General features: G+C 30.1%; 19 protein-coding genes. 16 read left to right on the top strand and 3 right to left on the bottom strand.

The window, feature by feature from the left end:
* Window positions 1-43: 43 nt before the first annotated feature.
* From ACPYPZ_RS02835 to ACPYPZ_RS02810, 6 genes are read left to right on the top strand one after another with little or no spacing between them, the layout of a single operon-like run.
* The gene (locus ACPYPZ_RS02835) at window positions 44-5,599 is read left to right on the top strand and encodes a PDxFFG protein (protein WP_426461065.1); all 5,556 of its coding nucleotides are present in this window, start codon (window positions 44-46) and stop codon (window positions 5,597-5,599) included.
* Between the two features lie 11 nt (window positions 5,600-5,610).
* Complete coding sequence (locus ACPYPZ_RS02830; protein ID WP_426461064.1) at window positions 5,611-8,664, top strand: ABC transporter substrate-binding protein; 3,054 nt, start codon at window positions 5,611-5,613, stop codon at window positions 8,662-8,664.
* Entirely contained in the window at window positions 8,664-9,704 is a 1,041-nt protein-coding gene (locus tag ACPYPZ_RS02825) for an ABC transporter permease (RefSeq protein WP_426461063.1), read from the top strand. Before ACPYPZ_RS02830 ends, ACPYPZ_RS02825 begins: the two co-directional genes overlap by 1 nt.
* Entirely contained in the window at window positions 9,704-10,741 is a 1,038-nt protein-coding gene (locus ACPYPZ_RS02820) for an ABC transporter permease (protein ID WP_426461062.1), read from the top strand. Before ACPYPZ_RS02825 ends, ACPYPZ_RS02820 begins: the two co-directional genes overlap by 1 nt.
* Window positions 10,742-10,750: 9 nt before the next feature.
* Complete coding sequence (locus ACPYPZ_RS02815; RefSeq protein ID WP_426461061.1) at window positions 10,751-12,019, top strand: ABC transporter ATP-binding protein; 1,269 nt, start codon at window positions 10,751-10,753, stop codon at window positions 12,017-12,019.
* 38 nt (window positions 12,020-12,057) lie between these two features.
* Complete coding sequence (locus ACPYPZ_RS02810) at window positions 12,058-13,371, top strand: ABC transporter ATP-binding protein (RefSeq protein ID WP_426461630.1); 1,314 nt, start codon at window positions 12,058-12,060, stop codon at window positions 13,369-13,371.
* A gap of 70 nt (window positions 13,372-13,441) precedes the next feature.
* Here ACPYPZ_RS02810 and ACPYPZ_RS02805 read toward each other — a convergent pair whose 3' ends face one another.
* From ACPYPZ_RS02805 to ACPYPZ_RS02795, 3 genes are all read right to left on the bottom strand, one after another.
* The gene (locus tag ACPYPZ_RS02805; RefSeq protein ID WP_426461060.1) at window positions 13,442-14,578 is read right to left on the bottom strand and encodes a restriction endonuclease subunit S; all 1,137 of its coding nucleotides are present in this window, start codon (window positions 14,576-14,578) and stop codon (window positions 13,442-13,444) included.
* A gap of 104 nt (window positions 14,579-14,682) precedes the next feature.
* The gene (locus ACPYPZ_RS02800) at window positions 14,683-15,099 is read right to left on the bottom strand and encodes a hypothetical protein (RefSeq protein ID WP_426461059.1); all 417 of its coding nucleotides are present in this window, start codon (window positions 15,097-15,099) and stop codon (window positions 14,683-14,685) included.
* An 18-nt stretch (window positions 15,100-15,117) separates the two neighbouring features.
* A complete protein-coding gene (locus tag ACPYPZ_RS02795) occupies window positions 15,118-15,555 on the bottom strand; it encodes a hypothetical protein (RefSeq protein WP_426461058.1) in 438 nt (145 codons plus the stop codon).
* A gap of 175 nt (window positions 15,556-15,730) precedes the next feature.
* On the opposite strand from ACPYPZ_RS02795, the gene msrA reads away from it, so the two are divergent.
* The 10 genes from msrA (at window position 15,731) to ACPYPZ_RS02745 (ending at window position 26,081) form a co-directional block, all read left to right on the top strand.
* Window positions 15,731-16,201, top strand: a complete 471-nt coding sequence (gene msrA / locus ACPYPZ_RS02790; protein WP_426461057.1) for a peptide-methionine (S)-S-oxide reductase MsrA — start codon at window positions 15,731-15,733, stop codon at window positions 16,199-16,201.
* A 113-nt stretch (window positions 16,202-16,314) separates the two neighbouring features.
* Entirely contained in the window at window positions 16,315-18,279 is a 1,965-nt protein-coding gene (locus ACPYPZ_RS02785) for an HsdM family class I SAM-dependent methyltransferase (protein WP_426461056.1), read from the top strand.
* A gap of 3 nt (window positions 18,280-18,282) precedes the next feature.
* On the top strand, window positions 18,283-18,831 hold the full coding sequence (locus ACPYPZ_RS02780; protein ID WP_426461055.1) for a restriction endonuclease subunit S: 549 nt from the start codon (window positions 18,283-18,285) through the stop codon (window positions 18,829-18,831).
* Entirely contained in the window at window positions 18,822-19,382 is a 561-nt protein-coding gene (locus tag ACPYPZ_RS02775) for a restriction endonuclease subunit S (RefSeq protein WP_426461054.1), read from the top strand. The genes ACPYPZ_RS02780 and ACPYPZ_RS02775 overlap by 10 nt, the downstream gene beginning before the upstream one ends.
* Window positions 19,355-19,897, top strand: coding sequence for a restriction endonuclease subunit S (locus ACPYPZ_RS02770; protein ID WP_426461629.1), 543 nt, complete (start codon window positions 19,355-19,357; stop codon window positions 19,895-19,897). Before ACPYPZ_RS02775 ends, ACPYPZ_RS02770 begins: the two co-directional genes overlap by 28 nt.
* 39 nt (window positions 19,898-19,936) lie before the next feature.
* The gene (yihA, locus tag ACPYPZ_RS02765; RefSeq protein WP_426461053.1) at window positions 19,937-20,518 is read left to right on the top strand and encodes a ribosome biogenesis GTP-binding protein YihA/YsxC; all 582 of its coding nucleotides are present in this window, start codon (window positions 19,937-19,939) and stop codon (window positions 20,516-20,518) included.
* A 1-nt stretch (window position 20,519) separates the two neighbouring features.
* The gene (locus ACPYPZ_RS02760; protein ID WP_426461052.1) at window positions 20,520-21,479 is read left to right on the top strand and encodes an MAG1430 family protein; all 960 of its coding nucleotides are present in this window, start codon (window positions 20,520-20,522) and stop codon (window positions 21,477-21,479) included.
* Between the two features lie 129 nt (window positions 21,480-21,608).
* Window positions 21,609-23,042, top strand: coding sequence for a pyruvate kinase (gene pyk, locus ACPYPZ_RS02755; protein WP_426461051.1), 1,434 nt, complete (start codon window positions 21,609-21,611; stop codon window positions 23,040-23,042).
* Between the two features lie 64 nt (window positions 23,043-23,106).
* Window positions 23,107-23,739: a hypothetical protein gene (locus ACPYPZ_RS02750; protein ID WP_426461050.1), complete on the top strand. Its 633-nt coding sequence runs from the start codon at window positions 23,107-23,109 to the stop codon at window positions 23,737-23,739.
* A gap of 77 nt (window positions 23,740-23,816) precedes the next feature.
* Window positions 23,817-26,081 carry an alpha-amylase family glycosyl hydrolase gene (locus ACPYPZ_RS02745; protein WP_426461049.1) on the top strand — a complete coding sequence of 755 codons (2,265 nt, stop codon included), beginning with the start codon at window positions 23,817-23,819 and terminating at the stop codon, window positions 26,079-26,081.
* Window positions 26,082-26,189: the final 108 nt, after the last annotated feature.

The raw sequence follows: 26,189 nt of genomic DNA, 5'->3' as shown, positions 1-26,189 counted from the left end.
GTACGTTAAGTATGGTTTTTGATTTTATAGAAAGGAGATTTATATGGCTAAAAAACTTAGCTTAACAACTAAGGTATTAATTTCTTTAGGTGTAATTGGTGCTGGTTTTGGTGCTGCATACGGTGCAATGTACGGTTATGCATCAAACTCAGATGAAGTTAAGGGTTCAGAAAAACCTTTTACAGCAAAAGAATTAGCTAATAATTACTCAAAAATTAGAAATGAAAAGGGTGAACTTAACCCTACATTAGCTGTTTTAAATCCTTTAAAAGACCAGAAGGTCGCTAAGACAAACGCAGACGGAACTTTATATTGATTTATTGATAATCCAAGTGAAAAAATGGATTTAGATACTTTCTTTAAAAAGTACTATGAAATTTATCAAGAAGACTTTATTTTAGAAGTTAAATATGCTTCTTTTAGTTTCTATAACGAATATGTTCTTGCAGTCAAACCAGCTCAATTTATTGAATTTACAAAATGATTTATGAATAACGTAGCTTGAGGACCAGATATTTTAACACTTGAAAGTTTTAGAATCGTGCGTGGAGCTGAACAACGTGGTAACTCAATTACTTTAGGTTCGCACGCCACAGATAAAAAAGAATCAAGTGAAATTAAGTTTTTCCCTGATGCTTTCTTTGGTTCATTACCAATTTACAACCAAGCTGGTGGTCGTGGGCTTGCACCTGATTCACTTGCTTATTCAACCTTTGCTAAAAACGCTAATTTAAAAACTTTAGAACAATATCTTAAAAATATCCCAATGGCTAACGCCTTATTAAACAACCAAGATAGATCATTTACTGATTCATATACTTCAAATGTTCAAGGCGCTTCAAGAGATAAACGTCCAAACATCGAATTATTTAACGGAATTTTAATTCCAGGACGTTTAGTTGATAAACAATTCCTTGTTTATAAAGAAGATACTAAGAAAGCTCCAATTGATTCATTAATCGACTCACTTCCAGGAATTCCTGAAGAACTTAAAAAAGTAATTAAACAATCAATGGGACAACTTGATCCAAAATTAGTGGAACAAGTTCTTGAGAATATGCCTGGTGTACCTGAAGAAGTTAAAGAAATGCTCAAAAAACAGCTTGCAAGTAATGCTGAACCAGCTGGAGATGAAACTACTGTTGAAACATCAGAAGGAACAGTAACTCAAAAACCATTATTAGTTTTACCTAAAGATATTACAGCTGAACAATTTGCTGAACTTAAAGCTAAAAATCCTGAATTTTATGGAGATTTAACTTTAGAGCAATTTAAACTTTATGAAGTTGCAGACGTAACTAAAGAAACTACTGTTGATCCATCTGGAAAAGTTACTCCAATTGTTATGAAAGTTTCATTTGTTAGCGATTCAGATAAACATGGATTTGATCACTACTACAAAGAAGTTCCAGATACATTCTTTGATATGGTTTCTTTAGAAACATACCGTAAAGCAGTAAATACTAAATTTGAAAACTTCTTAGACTTTTATGGATATGAAGGATTTATTGGTAAAACAATTTACTGATATCAAAAAGAAGACAAGAACTTCTTCTATGGTTCATTAGCTCAAGCACAGGATTCATTAAACCAAAAGTTTTTAGACTCACAAATTGCATATAAAGTAACACAGTTTAAAAAAGAAAAAGCTGGAGATGGTTCATTTAACTTATATGCTTACCTTGAAAACAAAAACCAAGATAGTGCATTAGCTCCGAAAGTTAAAATTGTTAAATTTAACTCAAAAGAATTAGAAAACTTAAATCAAAAAATTGAGTTCTTCCAATTTAAACAAGCTTTAGGATATACAGGAACAATTAAACCAACAGTACTTGCTGCTGGTCCTGAAAATGTTACTTTAAAAGATCCGCAAGGGAATCAAATTAAAGGTTTAGCTGCTAGAGAATATCAATTATATAGCGAAGTATATTCTGGTTTACTTGACATTATTCTTACTAAATACCCACACTTATTAAAAGAATTTGATGGACCTCACGTTGAAGAAACTTTAAACGATGAAGGATTTTACGAATACAAGGTAGTTGATGGAAAATACAAAGGACTTAATGACGGAGATAGAATTGGGCTTCCTTTAGTATTAAATGCTTTAATTGATAATTACGAAGGAATTTCAACTGACTTCTTAAAATACGTAGGTGCTCACGAATACGGACACCACTATACACTTGAAGGATCTCAAGCGTTAAATAACCAAAATAACTCAGTTATTGTTGGTGGACTTAGCACACGTGGTGGAGTTAACATTCAATCTTACTACGCTGTTAATGCTTTAATGAACTACCTTAAAGCTAGAACAGGACTTGATATTGTTCGTGTTGATGCTTTAGGTAACCCACAAGAAAAAGGTGAATTCATTCACTTTAACTTTAAACACGTTAATAAAGACGGATGATTTAAAGAAACAGATGCCGATGTTTGAGGAACACCTGAAAAAACTGATGATGTTTATAAAGTTATCGACAATAAACTTCGTCGTTTCTTACAAAACTACGACACAATGCTTGATGTTGCAAAATTAAGAGACGTTCGTTTAGGTGACTTATATATCGCTAACTCATTTGACCGTAACTCAGGAACATTAAACCCATTCATCGAAGGAACACTTTCAGCATTTAAATCAACAAAACAAAATGAGTTTGAAGAAATCACTGGTGAAAAAATCATGAACGTAATCGTTGATGGTGTTGGACAAAGAATTCCATACAGTGTTGATGCTAACGGTGATGTAACTTTACATATCGTTGACTCTAAGAAAGTAGATGGACGTACAGTTTATACTAAAGTTAATGTGTTTGATAGAAATGGAAACCCAGTTATTGATATTCCACTTAACACACCACTTGATGCTGCATCTCGTCACTACATTGAAACAAAAATTAAAGTTATTAATGATGCAATTATTAACTTAATTGATAAAAATGGTTACGACAGTGGTTGAAACCAAGCCTCAACTATTTTAGGTGGACAACCTGAAATTACTTTCACTAACCCAATTAGTGGTGAAAACTTCAAACAATGAGCTGATACAGTTAAATCACGTAAAGACCCTGTTGAAACTGATCCATACTACAACGTTTATGGATATTCAATCGATAAGAAAACTAGAACAGGATACTCATACTTATCATTAATGAAAGACAACAATGCTCTTTCATGATGAATTGGTAGAATGTCTGCTTTAAGTAAATTTAACTTTAACGGAATGCCTGAGCACTTAAATATTATTAACGCAACTAAAAACGTAGGTAAATACGATGGTTCACTTGCTGCAATTAACCCAGTTATTTACTTTAAAGGTGCTAACAACAAAGCTCAAAAATACTCATTCCCTTATGTTGCGAACTCAAATACCACAAGCATTATTTACCAAGTAATTAAAAACGTTAAAGACACAGCTGAAAAATACCAATTAACAGTTCCATACGGAAACTTTATCGCTGGATTTGATTTATATCTTTTAAACCAATCAAATTCTGCCAATGCTAAAATTGGTTTCTTAGCAAATGGTACATTCTCAGACCAACCAAGTAGTCCACACGATCCAGTAGTTGTATTACTTAACTCATTTGATAATGTAGATTCAGCTTTACAAGCATCATTTGTTCCAATGCAAGATGTAGTTGTAAATGGAAAATTACAAAAAGCACTTGTCTTTAGTGATTATCAAGCTTACTTTGAATTCTTCTCAGTTGATTACTCACAATTTACTCGTGTAGGGTTAAACCAAGCACGTACAGATGTAGACTTTAATGCAAACATCGAATATGTTAAAACTAAATTCAACTTAAACATTTTCAAAGCTCAATTACTTAAATCATTAACAACAGCAAATGCTGATGAAAAAGCTGCAATTAATAAAATCGTGCAAAACGAACAATCACTTGCTAATGCAGCAATGAAAAGAATGAGAAACTCTGGATTATTCTTTACAGTTAAAGACTTTAACCCAGCATATGAATTAGTTAAAAACCAAGCTATTTTCTCAACTGACTATGGAATTCCAATGTTAGTTCCACACTTAAAAAACAACTTCTACCTTGATAAATCATTTATTCCAAATGGACAAGAAAGAATTAGTTTAACAATTGAGAAATTACAAGAATTAATTTTAGATACAGCTACAAAAGCTGGAATTACTGATTTAGCAGATTTAAATAACCTTAACTCATTTGACTTATATATGTTAATCGGAAACGTATTAATGCTTAAAAATAAAGGAATTAATACAGATGCATTCTTAAACAACATGGTCTTTAGCAACCCTTCAACTGGAGCACCTTCAAGTGACTTCCAAAACTACAACTTAAGTAGAGTTGAACCATTAATTAACGACAAGTTCACGGATTACATCTACTCATTCCCTGAAACATTAACACGTGATTACGTACAAACAACATACGTTCCAAACGTTAATAACTTTGGTAACCTTCCAAGTTTCTTAAATAACGTAAATGAAGCAACTACAGGACTTGATTATATTGTTGATGCAACTCAACTTGCACCTATTAATGAAACAAAAATTAATAACAATGAAATGAACCTTGCTCAAATTACCGTTAGTCAATTCGACTTATTTAACGCAACTAACGCAGAAATTACTAAAGTAAGAACTGAAGGATACAAAAAAGCTCAAATTGCTAAACCAATCATCGAATCATTAAAATTACAAATTAAAGAACAAGAAAACAACCCTGATAAAGAACTTGCTCAAAAACAAATTGAAGCTTTACAAGCTGAAATTAACAAACAAAAAGAATACTTAAGTCAATTAGGTACAGACGTGCAAGATATCAGAGATAAATACAACGAAGATAATGTCGTGTTTGATGAAAATTCATTTGTACCAGATCAAACTGATCAAAGAAACTCATCATACTTTGGACAATTAATTACTAAATCAAATGGTTACTTTAAAGATAGATGACAAAAATTAATGATTAATATGGAACTTTACGATAACAACGGAAACCCAGTTAAAATTCCAGAAAAAGATCAACGTTTAACATCATTTGACGGAACAACAAAAATTGATAACGTTCCTGAAGCATTCTTTGTTTCACAACTTCTTAACTTTGGGGTTGGTTCAAGAAACATTACAGGTATCTTCAGAAACAAAAAATTCGATGCTCTAGCAATGTTTGGATACATCGAAACAAAACACGCTGAAAAAGTTAAATACATCAAATTCACAAACAAAGATGATGCGAAAGATGTAGCTTACTTACCAGTTAATACAACTAACACAAACAACGTATTCTACTTACAAAAACAAGGTGAAACAAACTCTAAGAAAACACTTGCTGATTACGGATACACAAGCTGAATTTCAGACTTTGACTATATGGGAAAATACCGTGGAAGTTTATTACAACCTAAATCAACATACTACGTACAATTTGTTGATGAAAACAAAGAAACAATCGTGGATATGACTTTAGGTGATGTTCCAGCCTTAGCTGAAAACGGTAAATTACTTTCACAAGCACCAGTTAAATTAATTCAAGAAAAAGATGAAGATGGAAAACCAACAGGTAAAGTATTATTAACAATCGATTACCAATTCAACATCTTAGGATAGAAAGGAGTAATATGAAAAAGTTTACAAAAAGACTTGGACAGGTTTTATTAGTTGCTTCAGCATTTACTGCTGTACCAGTTGTCGCAGCTAGATGTGATGATGAAACTAAACAAACTGATCCAAATCCATTCCAGAAATTAGATCCAGCAAACTACGATTTAGGTTTAGCTACAGAACCACTTAACAATTTAAACTATGTTTTAAAACAATCAGTTAATAAAATTGCTCCTTCATTAGTTGATGCGTTTCTAAAAAACGGACCAACAGATGCTTTAAAGAGTGTTTTAAACACTGCAAAATACAACATGGTAATGGTTGATACTAATGCTGGTCAAGGTTCTTCAAGTTTTGATTTCTACTTTGATAAAACTAAAACAAACCCACAAGGTGGTCCGAATACTTCTAAATTAGCTGATGAAAAAGGATATGGCAATGTTCTTGGATCAGCTTATGGATTACATGACTTCCAAGTGTTTGGTGGTTTAGGAAGAGCAAGTGAAGGTGAAGGATACCGTGAAGGTTCTACTGTTTATGCTTTTGCTAACCCTAAAAACTCAAACAACTATATGGCAATTACCGGTATTGTAAATAACGGTAAAAACGTTTGATCAAATGGTGATATTGTTACAGCACAAGACTTAAGAGACTACTTAGAATACATTCTTGATTACAACAATGGTTCTGAAAAATTCGACCAAATCAAGAAAATGTCTATTCATGCTGCTGAAGAATTTACTAACGCTCAAGTTGAATACAACAAAAAGCACGGTCAATTCTACAAAAACCCATGAGGTAGACGTCCATACATTAAAAGTGAATTAAGTCAATATCGTTACGTACAAGATCCAACAGCTAAAGTTTGAGAATCACAAATTAAAGGTGACGATCAAGAAGTTGAAGCAATTAAAAAAGCTGCTTTAAAATTTGGATTTTACACTGGACAGATTTTCTTAGATTACAGCAACCAAGACATTATTAAAAACTTAGACATTAACCCTGATTTTAACCTTGCAGCAGATAATCAAAAATTCAAAATTCGTGATGCTGCTAATCCAAATAAAATCGTGGAAGTTACATTAGTTAAAAACCCATTTATTAATCCATACCAATCATTTGAGTTTAAATCAGTTGAACAAACAATTAAACCAGCAATTAAATCATTAGCGTTTGATGAAAACAGCTTCACAATGATTTTTGATGAAAACAAAACTCCTGATTTATCATTCTTATTAACTCACATTATGATGCAACTTTACCCAATCAACCGTAAATATGTTGAAACCGAAGTTGGTGGAATTTCAGAATACGGAACAACAGCGAAAAAATTCTTAACTAGTGGACCATTTAACATGTCACCTGATGATGTTATTCTTGGACCGCAAGGAAGCATCGTTTTAACTAAAAACGAAGATTACTTTGATGTTGATAACGTTATTCCACGTAGAATTAAAATTCTTTTCTCAACTGAAAAGAACATTAACGCTATCTTCTTTAAAGATGGGTACATTTCACAAACAATCATTCCTGGAAATGAAATTAATAATTTCTGAACTAATCCAGAAACAAAACAATATTTAAAGAAAAACTCAGGATATGGAACAATCGCTTTAGGATTTAACCTTGACCCTGAAACAAACGCACACAGTTACATTCAAGATCAAAACATCAGAAACGCTATTTTCTATGCACTTGACCGTGAAGAAATGTTACGTTACGTAGGATGAGAGTTCTCATTCCCTGTTACAAACTGAACAGCTTACGGACAATATAAAACATTCGATGGAAGAAACCTTGAAATGTTCTTTAACCAAAAGAAAATTGGTGCTAAAAACGGAAAACAATTTGAACTTTTAAACTATGACTACATCGTGCACCTTTCAAAATCATTTAACTTTGAAAACACAGTTAGAACTGATTATGGTTACGATTTAGACACAGCTAAATTCTATCTTGAAGAATTCAAAAAAGCTCACCCAGGGCTTGAAGGTATTACTTTAAAATACTTAAATAACTCTTCAGATGAACAAAAGAAAGCTGGACAATTCTTAAAAGAAAAAATCGAAGCTATGAGTGATGGATTTATTCGTGTTGAAATTAAGAGCTTACCAGAAAACGTTTTTGGTAGCTTCTACGAAACAGGTCAATTTGACTTTGTTTACCAAAACTACGATAAAATTGGTGGAAACTCTGCTCAAGACTATATTGCTGCTTTCTTCAAACGTGATGGAATTAACACACTTGAAGGAAGTGAGTTCGGATTTAAAGATAACCCAGTAGGTGATTACATTTATGCTGATTACTTTACTAAGTTATTAGTTAATGAATTATTTAATGGTTCATTAGAAGAAGCTTTAAAACCAGAAGCTGATGAATTAATGAAATTAATTAATCAAGATGAAACAATTAAAGCTGAATTTAATGAAGCTAAGGAATCACAAAACAAACCAAAAATTATTGGGTTTGCTGAAAAATACTTTGCACAATTCTCAGACAAATTATTAAATAGTGATGTTACTGATAAACAAGTATACTCACAAAGATTTGTTAAAGATATGCTTCAATATCTTTTAAGTACTAACAGCAACATTCAAATTACTAAATTAAGACATGCTGCTGTTAACTGAGCTATTGATAAATATGGAATTGAAGAAATTGCGAAAATAACAACTAAAACAAGAGAAAGATTAAACGAAGGAATTGTCGAAACTAAAATGGGTGCTAAACTTGATTTCTGATTAAAAGTAATCGATTTATCATTCCAAAGAAGTACAGAAACAATTCAAAAATATACAGATAGATTAAATGCATTTTTCTCAGGTAACTTTACAAATGATGAATTAGCTCAAGGATGAGCACAAGACTACATCTACGGATTAATTGCATCATTTGAAAAAATCGTTAGAGATGCAAGTATGGTAGTTCCTTTAATGGAAGTTGATACTAACTGAGAAGTAACAAAACTTGCTGGTATTTCAGGTGTTTATACATTTGATTTACAATATGCATACGACGTTACTAAACCACCAAGACCAGGATTACCAAGAAAATTAGGAGGTGAAAGTTAATGGATAAAAACAAAAAAATGGTTTACAGTGATAACAAAGTTATCTTCAAGTCAAACCGTAATGAAGAAATTTCAATTTTCAAAAGATTAACAGCAATTGATTCACCTATTTTAAAAGGTTTATGAAAAATGGTAAAAATCTTTGCTGAGTTTCTTATCATTGGTTTAATTGTTATTTCAATCACATTCTTCTTAATTAACGCCGTTCCTGGTTCTAACTCACTTGTAGCTTCTGCTAAAGATGCAAGTATTCGTGAAGCAATTGAGCAAAAATACGGACTTAACTTACCACTTATGCAACGTTATGTAAATTACATACATAACTTATTCCACGGTGATTTTGGTATTTCTTTATCATTATTCCCTGGACAAGAAATTAATGCATTTATTTGAACTCGTTTCTATAAATCATTCTTAGTTGGAATTTGATCTGTTTTCTTAACAGTAACAATCGGAATTTCACTTGGTATTTGAGTTGGTAAAAACCCAGGTGGTATCGTTGATAACGTTGCTACTGTGTTAGTAAGTATTTTCTCATCAGTACCTTCAATTATTTTCGCTTTAATCTTAATCTTTATTGGTCGGGTAGTCGGCATACCTTATGTATTCGATGCTAATGATTTTAGTACCTACATTCTACCTGGTATTGCACTTTCACTTGGAAGTATTATTGTTTATATTAAATACATCAGAACAGAACTTAACAGAGAACTTAACTCAGTTCACGCTAAATTTGCATACTTAAAAGGACTTACAAAAAGCCGTTTCGTGTGAAAACACGCACTTAAACCTGCTTTATTCCCTATTGCAACATTTTTCCCAGCTGTTATTTTCGGTTCATTTATCGGAAGTATTTTCATCGAACAAATCTTCTTCATTCCTGGTTCAGGAGCTACACTTTTACAAGCAATTCAAACAAAAGACTACAACGTTATTCTTTTCTTAATTATTATCTTTGCTCTCCTTACAATCCTTTCATATGCAACACGTGATATTCTTTACGAAGCAATTGACCCACGTGTTAGAAGAAGAGGTAAATAATGGATAAAAACCAGCCTAAAAACAAAATAGCTTTATGATTTAAAAATAGAGCTGACAAAATTAGAGCCAAAGAAAATAATGCTGAACCAATTGAAAAAGATGGACCAAACCCATTAGCTCAACCATTTAACTATCAAGCTTGAAAAATTATTGGAAACACTTTTGAATATAACGAAGGAAGTCACTTAGGAAAAGAAGCAAACTTATTTAAAGAATTTGTTTATCGTTTTTCACAAAACTTCGCTGGTGTTTTTGGATTTTTACTTTTAGTTACAATCATCGTTGCATCTATTATCATTCCATTTACAACTCAAGACCCTAACTCTTCATATGTTATTGATAAAAACTTAACTATTGGTGAAACAGATTCACGTGGAATTTACCACATTCTTGGAACTGATAGTGTAGGTAGAGACTTCTGAGCAAGACTTTGATGAGGTATGCGTTATTCACTTGCCTTATCTCTTGCTGTTACTGCAATCGAAGTTATTATTGGACTTTCAATCGGAATTATGATGGGGCAATTTGAACTCTTTGATAAGATTATGACTTTCATCATCAAAATTATCTCTGTTGTTCCAAGTATCATCATCTTAATTCTTTTAACTATTATTTTAAGTCCTAGCTTCTGAGTTGTTGTTTTCTCATTATCATTAACAGGATGAATTGGAATGGCTAACCAAATTAGAGCACAAGTTAAACGTGCTAAACACCTTGAATGAGTAGCTGCATCTAGAGTTCTTGGAACTCCAATGTATAAAATCCTTAAAAACTATGTTCCAGTTATTTTACCAATCTTAATTACACAACTTGTTTTCACAATCCCTGGTGTAATTCTTTCTGAAACATCACTTGCATTCATTGGACTTGCAATTGATGATGTTCCAACATTAGGAAACTTAATTTCAGAAGGACAAAAAATATTCCCTACATTCTTAAGATATGTATTTGTACCATCAGCATTCTTAATCGCAATTACAGCTAGTGTGCAACTTATTGGTGCTAGTGTGCAAGATGCTTTAAGAAGACAAAGATAGGAGAAACAAATGTCACACACAAACGACAAAAAGAAAAAGAAACACGTTTCTGCTTTTAAAAGTTTCTTAGATAGCTTTAACTTCTCACGTAAAAGAGACAAAGTTTTTAACTGAGAAGAATTTTACAAAGATGTACAATACAAAACATTTAACGATGGGACAAAATTAAAAGTTGCTGCTCAAATTGATGATATTTATTTATCATTCACTAACCCAGCACGTCCAGGAGAAAAAAACAAGGTTCTTCGTGGACCAAGTATTCAAATCTACGAAGGTAAGGTTCATGCTATTATCGGTGAATCAGGAAGTGGAAAGAGTGTTATTACCTCACTTCTATATGGATTAACTGGTGATAATGCTGTAATTGATAGTGGTGAAATCAAACTATACAATAACAATGTTGAACACTTTACTTTAAAAGACTGAGAACGTTCAAAATACCGTGGAAAAGTTGTTTCTGCTGTTTTCCAAAACCCAATGTCTACATTAAATCCAACTATGAAAGTTGGAGAACAAATTATGGAAGGTATGCTTATTAACAAGGTGGTAAAAAACCGTAAAGAAGCATACGCTAGAGCAATTGAATATCTTAAAATGACTAAGATTGCCGATCCAGAAGCTGTGATGAAGCTTTATCCTCACGAAATGTCAGGGGGAATGATCCAACGTGTAGTTATTGCTGCGATTGTTGCTTTAGAACCTAAGATTTTAGTTATGGATGAACCTACTACAGCTTTAGACCCAACTGTTCAAGCTTTAGTATTAGACGTTATTAAAGACTTACAAGAAAAATTACACTTATCAATCGTATTCATTACTCACGACTTAGGGGTTGTTGCTTCTATTAGTGATTACATTTCAATTATGTACGCTGGTCAAATTATTGAAGAAGGAACTGCAAGAGAAATTCTAGAGTTTCCACAACACCCATATACTTGAGGGTTAATCTCAAGTATGCCTGATGTTAACACAGGAACAAGACTTAAAACAATTCGTGGAAGTGTGCCAGCTAGCTTAAACAACATTGTTGGTGATGCGTTCGCGCCTAGAAACGATTATGCTTTAGGAATTGATTTTGAAAAAGAGCCTGACTTTTACTGATTATCAGAAACACACCGTGTTAAAAGTGCTTTACTTGATGTTAATGCGCCTGCATATGAACCACCAAAAGTAATTCAACAATTATGAAAGGAATATGCTGCTAAAAATAACTTATCTGAAGTAGTTGCAAAAAATGCAACTAATGGTTCAGAAAAAGTTATTCGTTTAGCTAAATAACTATGAAAGAACAAAAAGAACAAGTTATTGATAAACCAATGTATACTGAAACAAAACGTAAATTGTTTCAAGAAGTAACTTACTATCGTTACTTAACAGATGGTTTAGAAGATATGCTTACACCAAAGCATAACGAAGATATTCTAGTTAAATTAAGAAATGTTGATATTACTTATGGTTCAGGTTCAAATGCTTTCAAAGCTGTTTCAGACTTTTCATTAAACATTTACCAAGGTGAAGTACTTGGACTTGTTGGAGAATCTGGAAGTGGTAAAAGTACTATCGGTAAAACATTAGTTGGACTTGTTCCTTATAGTTTTGGAGAAATCAAATTACTTGAAAAAACTTTACCTAAGAAACTTAAACGTGGATTTAAAGTAGGTAAAAAATTAAAAGAATATAAAGAAATTGAAAACTTTATGGTTAATAAAGTTCAAATGATTTTCCAAGACCCAGCTAACTCATTAAACCCACACGTAAATGTTGAAGCAGTTGTATCTGAAGGACTTGAAAACACTAAAAATGCTAAAGAAATTTATTTATATAACTTTGACCAAGAAGTTGAAAAAGAGTTATATACACAATTTTTAAATGAAGCAGAACACAAAGTTTTATTTGGAGACTTTAGAAAAGAATTAAATATCGCAATTGCTAAAGATGAAAATGCAGCATATGCAGCTTTATATGAAAGAATGTTAAGTGACATTCAAACATTAGCTTCTAAAGAAGCTTATGAATTTTTACTTAATAAAAAAGCTGAACGTGATGAATTAAACAAACTTTCAGAAAAACAATGTAAAAGATTTTTAGTAGTTGAAATGCTAAAAAGTGTTGGACTTGATGAAAGTGTGCTTAGACGTTATCCATTAGAATTCTCAGGGGGACAACAACAAAGAATTGGTATTTCTCGTTCTGTTGTGCTTCGTCCACAATTACTTGTAGCTGATGAACCTATTTCTGCTCTAGACGTTTCTATTCAAGCTCAAGTTGTTAATATCTTTAACGAGCTTAAAGAAAAATACAACTTAACAATTTTATTCATTGCTCACGACTTACGTATGGTTGAATATATTTCTGACCGTATTGCAGTTATGAACCGTGGAAGACTGCTTGAAATTGGTAAAACTGAAGAGATTATGAAACATTCATTACACCCTTATACAAAGAGTCTTCTAGACGCTGTCCCTTCTATTCATGGAACTAAGGGTTCATTAATTGGTTATGTGTATAATCCAGCAATTCACGGATATACAGATGAAATTCAACCAGAATGAATTAAAATTAATGACGATCACTACGTTTTAGGAACACCACAAGAAATTGAAAATTGAAAGAAAGAATTCTGAAAATAATTTAATATCTCAACCTACATGGTTGGGATTTTTTTGTATAAAAAAGCACAGCATATTATGCTGTGCAAAATTATTCAAAATCAAAAAGTTTGTTAAGATAGTAATTAAATCGTTTGTTTTCGAGTTCGATAAGCTTAGGTAGTACATCAAAAGTGTTTTTAAAATATTTGTGCATAAAATAAAGTTTTTCAGAGAATTCTTGTTGTGTTTCTAAAGACACACAAGGGAACTCCATTTTCATTAAAGATGATTTTTTGACATGGGGTATTGCAGCACCATATTTTAAATTTAAACTGATAAATTTTTGCTTATATAAAAATCAATAGTATAAAAATAATAAGTTGATATTATCTTTTTCATAAAAAATAAAACAATCTGGACCTGCTCAAAACTTTTCTTCTACTCAATTTACAAAACCAGCATTTGCACCACCACTACTCATAATTAATGTATTTGGTTTTGTGTTTCAATCATTTCAATAAGCAGTGGGTTTTGAACCACCATTATAATATTTAAATCCAATTGTTGGTGATTTTCTTTTATTTATTGGTTCGCCTTTTTTAACTATGCATATATCATTTAATTCTACAGTCTCTAAATATTCGAATTTATCCATTACAAAATTTAAATAATGATTAAATTTATTTTCTTGAAGTGTTAGCTCCGCTGTTAGCTCCGCTGTTAGCTCCGCTGTTAGCTCCGCTGTTAGCTCCGCTAACATATCCAATACTTCTACAATCTTATTTTGAATTTCTATCGGTGGTAAAGGAACTGTAATTTCATATAAGTCTTTCGTTCTTACATAAGTAAGGGCTGCTTTATTTCACAAGTTAATTTTTATTCAGTTATGTATATTTAATCAAAAGTAATACATGTATTTATGATTCATTTCAATTTTAAAATCGAAAATAAACACATTATCACCAGCTCAGAAATCAGTGTTAACTCATGTAGGTCATCCTGCATTTCCAACCTTAGAAATAATGAGCGAATTTTTTGGAGTATTTCATGAATGGTATTTACCCATTGGTTCCATACCAGAATTCCAAAATTCATATTCATATTCATCTGAAAGAATTTTGGAATTTAACATTCCTTTATCTGGTTTAGCACCATTTCTTAGTTTAACTAGTTCATCTAATTTATAATATTCCACTCCATCAGGGCAATATTTATCTAACATATCTTGCAATAAATGTCTTTTCATTTCACCACCTATTCTTAATAATAAAATTTTACTTGTTTAATTTTTTAAAGTAAATAAATAGCTTAAGAAGTATAAAAAACACGAACAATTAGTTCGTGAGATTTCTAGAATTGAGTTGTTTCATCTTGGAATAAGCTTTTTTGTTTGAAAAGTCCAACTAGCATTAAAATTGAACCTACAAGTCCAAAAACAAATTGCAATCCAAACCCTACTCAAATAAGTGTTTTGTTTGATGAGCTATCAATTTCATTGGTTGGGTGCTTTAATAAAGCAGCTTGAATTGTGAATACTAAATTAAGCATAAAAATTACAAATTCTGCAAGTATTATAAAAATGCAAATCACACATCCAATAATTACACCAACTGATTCACCATGTGGTATGCGTCCTGGTGTTGGTGCTAAATAATATGTAAATAAGCTAAGTCCAACTCACAATGCAATTAAAGCAATTATTCCGAAGAATAAATGAAGAAAGTTAGTGATAATTGCACTTTTAATAATTGATAATTCTTTTGTCATTTTTCCTTTCTGAAATAATTATTCTTCAGTAACTACTGTTTCAGCAACTTCTAGAGTAAAAGCGGTTTTTTGTTTGTATAGTCCTACTAACATTAAAATTACACCAATAATACTAAAGAAAAATTGAAGTCCAAATCCGATTCAAATTAAGGTTTTAGCAGTTGAATTATCTGCTATTCTAATAGGTGATTGTAAGACTGCAGCTTGAATTGTGAAAATTAAATTAATAATAAAAATTACAAAACTTCCAACTCCAAAAATTAACATAAATGCAAGTAATACTAATCCGCCACCAGCAAATATATTTGTGAACGCATCGTTATTATCAGTGGCAATTAAAGCTGCTCCTCAAACTGCATATCCAATAATTAATAAAATAGTTGCAATTATTCCAAAAAATAAATTAATGTAATTGGTAACAATTGCTCTTTTGATAATTGATAATTCTTTTTTCATAAAACTCCTTTTTATTTTATTTATAGATAATATATTAACTATTAATATATTATAAATTATTTTTTAACAAAAATATGAAATGAGTTTTCACAAAAGTACAGTTTTTGCACCTTATTTTTGTTAAAAACTAATTTTTTAGTAAAATATTTGCAATTATTGATTCAGAAAGGAAACTATGAAACGAATTTATGTTGCTGGTGGTTGTTTTTGAGGTGTACAAGGATACTTTAAAACAATCCCTGGTGTAATTTTTACTACAGTTGGTTATGCAAATTCTAATCTAGAAGACCCTAGTTACAAAGAAGTTTGCACAGGAAGTACAAATGCAGTAGAAACCACTGAAATTTACTTTGATGAAAGTAAAATATCATTAGCAGATGTTGCACAAAAACTGTTTGATGTAATCGATCCGACTGCACTGAATTTCCAAGGACCAGATCATGGAACTCAGTACCGTAATGGTATTTATTACGAAATTGAAAGTGATAAAGATGTGATTTTAAATAAAATTAGTGAATTAAGCAAAAATTACGATAAGCCAGTTGTAACTGAAGTTTTAAAACTACAAAACTACTACCTAGCTGAAGAATATCACCAAGATTATACTGACAAACATCCAGATGTTGCTTGTCACATTAATTTTTAGTCAGTTTATACTGACTTTTATTTTGCAATATCGAACTAATATACTATGTAAAAACTAATAATTTTGTATTATTTTTATATTAATTGTTAATATAAAAAGTCCTAGGAGATTCAATGAAAAATAATGAAGCAATGACCGACTTATGAGTTTATGAAATGTTAAGAGAAGTAGGAATAAAAAATAACTTTGTTTACCAAGGAAGTAATATTAAAGAAGTTATTGAAGCTTTAAAAACTGCTTCTAAAAAAGGTACAAAGAAAATTGGTTATCCAGAATATGTAGGTAAGATTAAAGATTTTTTAATAGTAATTGAAGACAAAAGTACATTAGATAAGCATATAAAAAGAGATGAAAATAATTTAATAGATCAGTCAACAAAATCTATTATGGAGTACGCTGTAAACGGAGCGTTGTTTTATGCTAAACATTTAGCAGAGAATACATCTTTTAAAAAAATAATAGCAATTGGAATTAGTGGTGATGAAAAACACCATCAAATATCACCTATTTTTGTTAATGAAAGAGGTGAGTACCAAGAATTAAAAGATATACATACTTTTGTTTCGTTTAATGAACAAAATATAAATGAATATTATGAACGTGAAATTTTACAAGTTAAATCTAATGAAGAATTAAAAACTGAAGAAATATTAAAAATAGCAAAATCACTTCATGAAGATTTAAGAAATTATGGTAACTTAGAAGATAAAAATAAACCATTAATCGTTTCTGGTATCTTATTAGCTTTATCTGAAATAGAACATAAAAACTTTGAAATTGATAATTTATCAGGAGATACAATAAACACTGATGGAATGAAAATCTACAAGGCTATAGAGGACAATTTAAAAAGAGTTAACGTTAGTCCAGAAGTTAAAAGAGATAAATTATTAAATCAATTTAATGTTATTAGAGACAACAATAAAATTAATGAAATAAATCCTAATTTGGGTGAAACACCACTGAAATATTTCACAAAAATTCTTTATAATTCTATTTTTACAAACATCAAGTATAGCTCATCAACAGAAGATTATATCGGTAGATTTTATGGTGAATTTATGTCTTATTCAGGTGGTGATGGTCAGAGTTTAGGTATCATTCTAACTCCTAAACATATCACAGAACTTTTTTGTGACTTAGTCGATTTAAAACCTACTGACAAAGTTTTAGATCCTTGTTGTGGTACAGCTGGTTTTCTAATTGCGGCAATGCATAAAATGGTAGATTCAACTGATAATGAAGTTGAAAAAATGGATATTAAGAAAAATCGTTTATTTGGTATTGAATTACAAGATTACATGTTCACTATTGCAACAACTAATATGATCCTTAGAGGAGATGGTAAAAGTAATCTAGAAAATAAAGACTTCCTATCACAAAATCCGAAACAACTTCAATTAAAAGGTTGTACGGTTGGAATGATGAATCCACCTTATTCACAAGGTTCATCTGATAATACAGAATTATATGAAATAAATTTTATTAATCATTTATTAGAAAGTTTGACCGATGGAGCTAGAGCAATAGTGATTGTTCCACAATCAACTTTTACAGGTAAAACTAAGTTCGAAAAAGAATTGAAAAGAAGAATTTTACAAAAACATACTCTTAATGGAGTTATCACATTAAATAAAAATACTTTTTATGGTGTAGGTACTAATGCATGTATAGGTGTTTTTACTGCTGGTATTCCACATCAAAAAAATACAAAAGTTAAATTTATAAATTTTGAGGATGACGGTTATATTGTTTTTAGACATATTGGTTTAATAGATGATGGAAGTTCTAAAGACAAAAAACAATATCTTCTTGAGGTGTGAAATAATGAAATAAAAGCTCCAAGCAAATTTTGTGTAGAAACTACTATCGAAGCTACTGATGAATGATTACATTCTTTCTATTATTTTAATGATGAATTACCAACAGATGCTGATTTTGAAGAAACAATTGCTGATTATCTAACTTTTGAAGTTAATATGATAACCCATGGTCGTCAATACCTTTTTAATTCAGAGAATTTCGAGGATCCTCAAAAGGAAAATAAAATAAACAATAGAAAGAGTTTAAATAGATAAAAAATGAAAAAATATAATTTAAATGATAAAGTTTGATCTCAATTTAAAATCAGCGATTTATTTAATATTCATTTATCAAAAGTAGATAACAAGGCTGATGGAATGAAAGTAGGAAACATTCCTTTAATGTCCGCAGGAAATGTAAATAATGGTGTAACAGCTTTTGTGGAAACTGAAACTGAAAATAATCCGCTTTTTTCCAAAAATAAAATAACTATTAGTATGTTTGGTAAGGTATTTTATCAACCTTATAATTTTTTATCTGTTTCACACGGTAGAATAAATATTTTAGAATTAAAAGATTACGAAATGAATGCTCAACTAGGTATGTTTTTGGCTCGTGTTATTGAAAATTCTTTAAAAGATTTGTTTTCATACAATAGAATGTGTTCAAGTAAAAGACTGTCAAATCAAATTATTATGTTGCCAGTTGATGATAACGAAAAACCAGATTGAAAATTTATGGAAAATTATATAAAAGAGAGAGAAGGAAAACAACGTAGTTACTTACTTACTTACTTACTTACTACAAAAATAAATTATTGAGTTTAAGTGTTTCTCCTGAGGTTTTAACAAATGTAAAGTGAAGCGAATTTTCTATTGGTGGAGAAAATGGTGTGTTTGTTATCGAATCTACGAATAGTGGTATAGATAAAAATAAGTTGAATTCCAAATCAGGAAATATACCATATATTACAAGAAGTAATGTTAATAATGGTATAAATTTGTTTATTACTGAAAATCAAGATAAAAAATACAAAATTAATAAAGGTAATTGTATTACTATTGGTTTAGACACACAAACTGTTTTTTATCAAGAGCATGATTTTTTTACAGGGCAAAATATACAAATATTAACTAATGAAAATTTAAATAAGAATAATTCTATGTTTTTGACTATTTTGTTAAAAAAACAGATAGAAAAATTAAATTGAGGTGGTAATGGTGCAACATTGTCCAGATTAAACAGGACAAAAATAATATTACCAATTGATGAACAAGGTAATCCAAATTGACTATATATGGAAAATTTTGTCAAAAATATAGAAAACAAAAAAATAAGTGAGATTATTAAATATCTTGAACAATATATATATATATAAACAATAATTGATTATCGAATGTTCCTTGAAAAGAATTTTTCTTATCAGAAATTTGTGAAATAAGATCAGGGATTAGACTTACAAAATCAGAAATGAATGATGGAGAGATTCCTTTTATAGGAGCAACGGAGTTCAATAACGGAATTACTTCATTTATTAGTAATACAAACGAATCGCTAGATAGTAATATACTTGGTGTTAATTATAATGGAAGTGTTTGTGATTCGTTTTATCATCCTTATCAATGTGTTTTTTCTGATGATGTAAAACGTTTATCATTTATAAATCCGTCAGCACAAAACAAATACTGCTATTTATTTTTAAAACAAATGATAACACAGCAAAAAATAAAATATAAATATGGTTATAAATTTAATGCTGAAAGAATGAAAAAACAAAAAATTATGCTTCCTGTAGATGAAAATAATAATGTAAATTATGTTTTTATGGAAAGCTTTATGAAAGTAAAAGAGTTAAAACTAATACTTTCATATTTAAGGAAAATAAATATTTAAATAAAATATAATAAATTATATTTATTATAAGGAGCAACAATGTTTAAATTCGTTAAATCATCAACTGAAAAATCAAACTGATATGAACATCCACATTATGAAGTTGCTTTCTGGGGACGTTCAAATGTTGGTAAAAGCAGTTTACTAAATGCTATTACTGGAAATAAAAAAATAGCTAGAGTTTCAAAAACCCCAGGGAGAACACAATTACTTAACTTCTTTGAAAATGAACTGGGTGCTGTGTTTGTAGATTTACCTGGATATGGATATGCTAAAATCTCACACACTCAAAAACAAAAAATGTTAGATATGATTCACGAATATCTTGTGTATCGTCCAAATCTAAAAAGATTGTTTGTTTTAATTGATGCTCGTCATGGAATTACTAATACCGATAAAGAGATTTTAGAATACTTAAATCAAATGGAATTGCCATATACGTTAGTCTTTACTAAAGCAGATAAATTAAAACAAAAAGATAAAGCTGCACTACTTAAGAAAATTAAAGCCGACCAACAAAACTATCGTTTTGATAAATACTTTATTGTTTCAAGTGAAACAAACTTTGGAATTAATGAATTAACAGAGTTTATTAATAATGTTTTAAATGAGGGAAACTAATATGAAAAAATCAATGAAATTAGCTCTTTGAGCTTTACTCGGAACAGCTGGTGTTGCTACTATTATTACTTCAAGTGTTTTTATTGCTAAAAAGAAAGTTGTAACAAAAGAAAGTGATGAATATCTTGAAAAATTAGCCCAAGGTTTTGATTTATATCCTGGTGAAAAATTACAGCCAAATCTTAGTCAAACACTTGCTTCAAAATATATTGATGCTAAAAATAGAATTTACACAACCAGTTTAAGTTCATTTAAAGATGAATATAACTGAATGCAAACTTTTATGCCTTCAAACATTAAAACTTTAGATCAATTAAAAGAACAAGATTTATACATTGTAAATCCAAAAAATGGATCATTACTTAATGTGATGCGTGAAGGTGCTTACTACACTAATTCTAAAACAGCTGAAGTTAAACAATATCCAGAGTTTAAAATTTACTTTAATAGTTATGCAAACGACCTTGAAGGTAAGTTATATATTCTTTTAACAATCAAACGTTCAAAAGAATACGGACAAAATTCTACAGAAGTGGTTCACCAAATTTATGAACTTGATGGTTTTGCAAAATTATTAAATGATAATGGTACTATCAACGAAGCTAATGCTGCACTTTATTTAGACAGTGCTAATTTAAATATTATTCTTAAAACTCATGATACAGTTAACTATCCTGATTATCAAACACTAACTAGTGCATACGATAAAGCTAAAACATCTATTTCAGCTAAATCAGATTTTATTAATGGTATTTTTAGTATCTCTACTAACTCACTTAATATAATCGATTATAAAAATGCAGAGCTTACTTTTAAAGAAGTTCCAAATGGAGCTGAAATTAATGTGTCAATCCCAGTGAAATTAGCAATTAGTGCTGCAACTAAAGAAGATTTAAAACACATTGATACAGCAATGACAAAAACAATTTCACAAACCTTTACTTATAAGTTTGCAAAATAGGTAAACATTTCCATTTTCTAAAATAAAAAAATAAAGTTTAAATTATGATATATTATGGAAGTGTTAAAATAAAACTATATTTTTAAAAAATCTAATCTTAGATATTTATACATTAATTAGGAGTTGTAAATGAAAATTACAGATAAAAGAACTAAATTAATTGCAACAATCGGTCCATCAAGTGATAACTACGACATGATGAAAGCATTAGTTGAAAATGGTGTAACATGTATTAGAGCTAACTTCTCACACGGTTCACACGAAGAACAAGGAAACAAATTCAATTTAGCTAAAAAAGTTTCACAAGAACTTAGAATTCCAGTTTCTTTACTTTTAGATACTAAAGGTCCAGAAATCCGTGTAGGAAAAATGAAAGATGGTGCACAAGTTATTGCAGCAGGTTCAGAAGTATTAGTACACACAACAAAAGAAAAATACGAAAACTTTGAAGGAACATCAACAGAAATTACAGTTGCTTACGACATGGCACAAGACTTAGTTGTTGGTAACCAAGTATTATTAGACGATGGTAAACTTTCAACAGTTGTTACTGAAGTAGGTAAAGGATACGTTAAAGTTAAAGCTGAAAACACACACAAACTTAAAACAAACAAACGTATCAACCTTCCAGGTGTTGACTTTACTTTACCATTCTTAGCTGAAAAAGACATCAACGACGTTAAATTCGGAATTAAAGAAGGAATTAACTTTGTTGCTGCATCATTCGTTAACTCAGCAAGAAACGTTAACGACCTTAGAAAATTATTAAACGAAAACGGTGGAGAACACATCCAAATTATTTCAAAAATTGAATCACACTTAGGATGTAAAAACATCGATGAAATCATCGAAGCATCAGATGGAATTATGGTTGCACGTGGAGACTTAGGATTAGAAATTCCTTACTACGACGTTCCATACTACCAAAAGAAAATGATTAGAAAATGTAGAGAAGCAGGGAAACCAGTTGTAGTTGCTACACAAATGCTTGACTCAATGGAAAACAACCCACACCCAACTCGTGCTGAAGTAACAGACGTTTACTACGCAGTAGAATTAGGAGCTGACTCAACAATGCTTTCAGGTGAATCAGCAAACGGTAATTTCCCATTAGAAGCTGTTAAAACAATGACAGCTATCTCAAAACGTGCTGAAAAAGAATTCTACGGAAGAAACTACTACCCAATTCAATTAGAAAAAGTTTGAGAAAACTCAAACCAATCAGATAAAAGAACAAAAATCGCTTACGAATTAGCTAGAAAAGCTATCGACGGTGAATACAAATTTGTAGTTGTTCTTTCAAGAACAGGTGCTTTACTTAAACAAGTTGCTAAATTCCGTCCAAACACAACAATCATTGGTGTATTAGAAGACCAAAGAATGGTTAAAGGATTTGGAGTTTACTCTTCAGTATTTACATCAGTAGATTCAGAAGCTTTATTCCCATTAATTAAAGCAGACAGCAACAAAGGTGTTGAAGCATTATTACCATATGGTGTTCAAAAAGGTGACAGATACCTTGTTGTTGAAAACGAAAAAATGACAGAACACGTTGTTGAATAATCAAACAAATAATTAGGAAACTAAAAATAAGTAAAAGTTATCTTTTGCTTATTTTTTATAATTTATGAAAAAGAAATTATTATTTTTAGGTTCAGTAACTACTGCACTAATGCCACTTAGCGTTATTTCATGTAATTTTAATGCTTATGCAAATGCAGATATTAATGAACTACAAGGTAAAGAATTTGAATATGTTGATTCATATCAAAATATAAGTAGTAGTTTAAAAACAAGAATTAAAGAAACGCTTACAAAAATTACCGACCCAGTTAAATTTCATAATGAAGCAATTGAATATGAAAAACTAAATGGTTATTATGCTACTTTAATTGAGTATTTAGCCAAAGCCAAAAACATTGAAGCACATCAAAACTGAAATTCAGCTACTCAAAAAAGTAAAGAAACAGTCTTAGAAATTACTAAACAAATTAACAACTCTGATTTATTAATTAAACAAGATGATCAATATCTAGGAAATAATATTAATTACGAATTAGTTAAAACAGAAACAAACAAACTAAGAGAAGCAGTAGATATGATTTATTATTCTAGTGCTCCAAAAAAACTAAGTGCTTTACATATTGCATGTATTGCAACTTTTGTTCCGTTATTTCTTATTTTATTAACACTTTACATTGTTAGAAAACTAAAAGATCGTAAGGATAAACAAAAAGACCAAGAAATTAATAAAAAGTAGCTTGATGCGTCCAGTCGGAGCATCAAGTTTTTCTTTAACTTAATTTTGCTAAAAAACTAAAATCATAAAATTAAAGTATGAAGTGAAAAAGAATTTGAATAGCTGCTAGTGTTACACCTTTATGTGTTTTGCCAGTAGTTTCTTGTCAACAACAAAATAAATTAGATGCATATAAAACCAAAAATGATTTACAAGTTAAGTTAATTGAAATTGCTAAAAAGTTACCAGAAGATAAACATGATCAAGCTTTAAAATTAATTACTGAAGTTGAAACCATCGAACAATATGATGATGTTGCTCTACAACTAAAAGTAATGATTAAACAAAGTAAAACCCAAATTAATAAAGAACAATATTTAAAAGAAATTAAAGAACTTAAAAACTTATCTAGTGAAGAAAAAGAAGAGTACAGTAAAGAAATTTCTAAATCTCTATCAATTAACAAAATTAATGAAATACTATCAAAAGCTAAGTATCGCGATAATCTTTTAATTAAACGTTATGCTGATAAACCAAACCAAAATAAAACCTTTCAAGATTTATTAGGTGTTAAACCACAAAACAAAGACTTTAAATATTGAGGTGATACCAAATTTACTAAAGATATTAAAATGGATAATGTCTCATATGCAGATGAATTAGCTAGTGTCAAACCAATTGCTCCATTTAATACTGCTGCAAAACATTCAAATGTGATGTATCAACTAACGGTATATTCTTTTGCCGATGGGAATAACGATGGAATTGGTGATTTTATTGGACTTAAAAATAAACTGGATTATTTTGTTAATTTAGGAATTGATACTTTATATTTATCACCAATTTTTCCAGCAAGTAGTTACCACGGATATGATGTAATTGATTATACTGATGTAGCTCCTGAACTTGGTGGAATGGAAGCTTTTGACCAATTTTTAATTGCAGCTCACCAAAATGGAATTAGAGTTATTTTAGATGTTCCATTTAACCATACTTCTTATGAACATCCATGATTCCAAAGAGCATTGCAAGGTGATAAAAAATATCAAGACTACTATAATTTTTACAAAGTTGATTCAGATAACAAATTAAATAGTGAAGCACGTGATGAAAAATATTTAAAACCATTATTTACACATATTAAACAAGATGTGCCGCTTAGTCCTTTAGCTTGAACAGCAAAATTCTGAGCTGGTATGCCTGATTTAAATATGGATAACCAAGATGTTCGTAAGGAAATTCTAAACGTGCATCAATTTTGAACCACTAAAGGTGTCGATGGATTTAGATATGATGCTTTCTATCACATTTATGATACTTATAACCCACATAAACCAAAAGATGATTCAGCACACAGTAAAAGTAAGAAATTATTTAAAGAATGAAGAGATGCTGCAAACACAGGATTAAAGGCAAGAGCAAATCAACATATTGCAAGTAGTTCAGATAATGTTTTAATGTTTGGCGAATGATGAAACAATCCAATGCAAGCAGAAAGTTATTTTAAAAATTTAAATAGTCAAGCTTTAGGAACGGTAATTGACGGAGAAAATTACAAAGATAAACAATATGTTAATCAAGATAAAATTGTTAACTATGTTGGAATTACTGCAGATGATGAAAAGAACTTAATTAATAATTTAAACAAATATAATGCAGAGTGAATTCCGTTTATTGATAACCACGATGTTGATCGTTGAATTAATAAAGTGCGTTGAGCAAATAATTCTTCTGAAGTTACAAGTGCACCAACTAAATTAAACCAATTTGAAATTGATGCATATAATTATGCACTAGTAAGTTTACTTTCTCGTGGTGGACTGCCTACTTTATATGATGGAAATGAACTATATATGATTGGTGGACCTAAAAATGGTTTAGGTAATGGCGATTATAATATTCGTGAGTCATATAACTGAGCAAATACTAATGATACTGTCTACTTCCACGAATATAAAAGTGGTGATTTAATTGCTAAGAGAGCTTCAAGCAAAATGCCAGTAATTGAAAAAATGATTCAAGATCCACAAAGCGGATATAACATTGTTGCAACAATTAACAAACTAAGACAAGAATATCCAGCTCTAAGAGAGCAAAAAGCTAAGTATATAGTTAACCCTAAAGAATTATTTACTGGGTTAAATGAATTAAACGAAAAAATGTTAACCATCAGACAAAATGACAATGGAAGCTTTATTGTTTTTGTTTATGGATATGAAAACACTGGTAGTTTAAATGGAATAACTTTAAAAAATGAATTTAAGGTGCAAAAAACATTCTTAAGTTCAAATATTGAAATTAACAACAATAATTTTAAAAATACTAGCTTAGGATTTTACGGAGTGTATTTAATTTCAAAATAATTTAAATTTCAACAATTCTGTTGAAATTTTTTATTATAATTCCCTTGACTAATCAAGTATTACTGTTATATATAAAGAGCAAGAAATGAAACTTTTTTCAGCAAATTG

This window comes from Mycoplasma hafezii (assembly GCF_049942695.1).
In the GTDB taxonomy this organism is placed as follows: Bacteria; Bacillota_I; Bacilli_A; order Mycoplasmatales; family Metamycoplasmataceae; genus Mycoplasmopsis; species Mycoplasmopsis hafezii.
This window is presented reverse-complemented; position numbering and strand designations above follow the sequence as displayed.